The organism is Dietzia sp. HMSC21D01, assembly GCF_001815995.1.
Lineage (GTDB): Bacteria > Actinomycetota > Actinomycetes > Mycobacteriales > Mycobacteriaceae > Dietzia > Dietzia cinnamea.
The window spans coordinates 1-3424 of the sequence record NZ_KV823685.1 but is presented as its reverse complement, the minus strand read 5'-3'; the positions used below and the strand labels follow the sequence as shown (position 1 = coordinate 3424).

Below are 3424 nucleotides of genomic sequence, written 5' to 3'. Positions count from 1 at the left end.
CGCGCCCGCCCCCGCGGCGGGCGGGCCGGTCGTGTCGGCCGCACCCGGACGCCGCCGTGTCGTGATCGGCACGCTGACGTCCCTGGTGTTGCTCGTCGTGGGGATCGCGGCGTCGCTGTTCGTCGGCGCCCGTTCGGTCGACCCGGCCGTCGTGTGGTCGGTGCTGGGTACGTTGCCCGGCCAGCTGCTGTCCGGCGACCTCGCCGCCGCCGTCGCACCCGGTTCGGGTGCGGTCATGGACGAGGTCGTCGTGGCCGCCCGCGTGCCCCGGACCATCACCGCGGTCCTCGTGGGCGCCGCCCTGGCCGTGGCGGGCGCCGGACTGCAGGGCGCCACCCGCAATCCCCTCGGTGACCCGGGGCTGCTCGGCCTCACCGCCGGGGCCGCGCTCGGCGTGGTGCTGGGACTGGCCTTCGCCCCGGCCGCCGGCCCGTCCGTCGTCGCCCTGTTCTCGGTCATCGGCGCGCTGGTGGCCGGGATGGTCGTCGTGGGCGCGGGCCGACTCGGCGCCGACTCCGGGACCGGGCTCGTTCTCGCCGGTGCCGCCGTCACCGCCGGCTGCACAGCGGTCACGTCGTCACTGGTCATCGCGCTGCCCGGCGTGCTCGACCGCTTCCGCTTCTGGGGCCTGGGCTCCGTGGCCCGCTCGGGCGCCCCGGAGATCGGCGCGGCCGTCCCCTTCCTGCTTCTCGGGCTAGTCCTGGTCCTCGCCGGTGCCGCCGCCCTCGACGCGCTCGCGTTGGGGGACGATATGGCCCGCGGGCTCGGCGTCGGCCCGGTCGCCGGTCGCGCCGTCGTCCTGGGCGGGGTCGTCATCCTGTCCGGGGTCGCCACCGCGCTCGCCGGCCCCATCGCGTTCCTCGGTCTACTCGTGCCGCACCTCCTGCGCCGATTGGTCGGGGTGGGCAACCGCGTGGTCCTGGGACTGCCCGTGCTCGTCGGGCCGGCCGTGCTTCTGTTCGCCGACACGATCGGCCGCGTCATCGCCCCGCCCGGGGAGATCGCCGTGGGCGTGATGACCGTGGCGATCGGCGTGCCCTTCCTCATCGCCCTCCTGCGCGCCAACCGGGGGGTGAGCACCTCGTGAGTTCCGCCGTCCTCGACCGCCCCGCCGAGCTCGCCGAGACCGAAGTGGTGGTCCGTCGGCTCTCGGCCCACCGCCGGCGGCACACCCTCGGAGTCGTCGTCGGACTCGCCGCGCTCCTCGTGGCGGTCATGGCGGTGCGCGTCCTCCTCGGCCGCTACACGGTGACCATCCCCGATTTCGTCGCCATCCTCGGCGGCGCGACGATCCCCGGCGCGACGTTCGTCGTCATGGAGGACAAGCTTCCTCGCGCGGTCCTCGGCGCGCTCGCCGGTCTGGCGTTCGGCGCATCCGGCGCGCTGTTCCGACGCGTTCTGGGCAACCCGCTGGCCAGCCCCGACATCCTCGGTATCTCCCAGGGCGCCTCCGCCGGCGCGGTGGCCGGGATGGCCCTGTGGGGACTGCGGGGGGTCGGTATCGTGCCCGCCGCGCTGCTGGGGTCCGCCGTCGCGCTCGCGATCGTCCTCGGGGCCTCCGCCGGACGACACACGGGCATCGTCGGGCAGCGCTTCCTCATCGGCGGCGTCGCGGTCGCGGCCCTGAGCGTCGCCGTCGTCACCCAGCTCATCGCCCGCCTGCCGCTGACCGGCGCGCAGGAGGCAGCGGTGTGGACCGTGGGCTCGCTGTCCGGGGCGTCGGGCCAGCGCATCGCGTGGCTCGCCGCCGCCCTGGTCGTGCTGCTGCCGCTCGGCGTGTGGCTGCACACCGCCCTTCGGCCCGCCGAGCTGGGGCCCGAGCTCGCCGTCGGCCTGGGATCCCGTCCCGTGCCCACCCGCGCCGCAGCCCTGGGTGTGGGTACCCTCCTGGCCGCCGCGGCCACCGCGGTGGCCGGCCCGCTGGCCTTCGTCGCCCTGCTCTCCACCCCCGTCGCGGCCGCTCTCGGTCGCGGCCGGCCGTCCATCGTCGCCGCCGCCCTGACCGGTGCCGTCATCGTGGTGGCCGCCGACATCGTGGCCTCCGAGGCCCTGGGCACCGTCGACCTCCCCACCGGCGTGGTGACCGGCGCACTCGGCGCGCCCGCCATGCTGTGGATCCTCCTGCGTTCGAGAAAGGTGGCCTGATGAGCATCCATTCGCCCGTCGCGCCCGTACTACGCGCCCTCCCCGTGGAACCGGAGCCCGAGCCCGATCCGGCCTTCCGGCTGCGCGGCCTCGCGCTGGGCTACGGCGCCGAGCCGGTGATCCGCGACCTCGACCTCGACATCCCCGCGGGCCGGACGACCGTGTTCATCGGCGCCAACGGCTGCGGGAAGTCCACGATCCTGCGCGCCCTGGGCCGTCAGCTACGACCGCTGTCGGGCACGATCGAGACGGGCGGGCGCGACGTCGCGTCGGTGAAGGCGCGCGAGCACGCGCGCACGGTCGCGTTCCTGCCGCAGTCGCCCCTCGTGCCCGAGGGACTCACCGTCGCCGAGCTGGTCGCCCGGGGGCGGCACCCGCACCGTCGCTGGTGGGGTGGGGGCGACGACGACGATACGGCCGTCGCCGAGGCGCTGACCCTGACCGACACCGCCGGTTTCGCCCACCGGCGGGTCGACGAACTGTCCGGCGGTCAACGGCAACGCGTGTGGGTCGCGCTCGTGCTGGCGCAGGCCACGCCCACGCTGCTGCTCGACGAGCCGTGCTCGTTCCTCGACCTCGCGCATCAGCTCGACATCCTGGACCTGGTCCGCGACCTACCGTTGCCCGCCGGCCACGCCGGAAGCGGGGGAGAGGGCACCGGTCGGCGCACGGTCGTGGCGGTGCTGCACGAACTCAGCCTGGCCGCGCGGGTGGCCGATCACCTGGTGGCCGTGGCCGAGGGCGGCGTCGTCGCCGCGGGCCCGCCGGACCGGGTGATCACCAAGGAGACACTGCGTCGCGTGTTCGACCTGGACGCCGACATCATCACCGACCCGGCCACCGGCCATCCCGTGGTGCTGCCGCGGGGACGACGGAAGGGGACCACATGACCGCCATCGCCGTAGAGACACCGATCGTCGTCTCGCATACCCGGGTCATCGAGGCCCGCGATCTCGGGGACTCGTTCGTCCGCCTCGTGGTGGCGGGTCCCGACCTGCGCCGGTGGTCCGCCGAGGTCGTTGACCCCGGCACGGTGCGCGACTGCTACGTCAAGCTCATCGTGCCGCCGCCCGGCGGGGGCGGCGTCATCCCGGACGCCGACGGCATCCGGGACTGGCTCGCGCTGCCCGAGGGGGAGCGGGGCTGGATGCGCACCTACACCGTGCGCCGCGCTGACACCGTCGACCTCGACGGCGAGGCCGTGCCCGCGCTCACGGTGGACATGGTGGTCCACCCCGGCGACGACGATGGGCCGGGCTCGGCCTGGGCGCGGACCGTC

General features: G+C 75.2%; 4 protein-coding genes. All 4 read left to right on the top strand.

From position 1 onward, the window contains the following. Positions 1-1087: FecCD family ABC transporter permease (locus HMPREF3086_RS02020; protein ID WP_371441640.1), on the top strand; the 1087-nt coding region annotated here is incomplete at its 5' end. Then, positions 1084-2145 carry a FecCD family ABC transporter permease gene (locus tag HMPREF3086_RS02015; RefSeq protein WP_070719912.1) on the top strand — a complete coding sequence of 354 codons (1062 nt, stop codon included), beginning with the start codon at positions 1084-1086 and terminating at the stop codon, positions 2143-2145. The genes HMPREF3086_RS02020 and HMPREF3086_RS02015, both read left to right, overlap by 4 nt. Further along, on the top strand, positions 2145-3035 hold the full coding sequence (locus HMPREF3086_RS02010) for an ABC transporter ATP-binding protein (protein ID WP_246830854.1): 891 nt from the start codon (positions 2145-2147) through the stop codon (positions 3033-3035). The genes HMPREF3086_RS02015 and HMPREF3086_RS02010 overlap by 1 nt, the downstream gene beginning before the upstream one ends. After that, positions 3032-3424, top strand: a 393-nt coding sequence (locus tag HMPREF3086_RS02005; protein ID WP_210401818.1) for a siderophore-interacting protein, incomplete at its 3' end; no start/stop codon positions are given. The genes HMPREF3086_RS02010 and HMPREF3086_RS02005, both read left to right, overlap by 4 nt.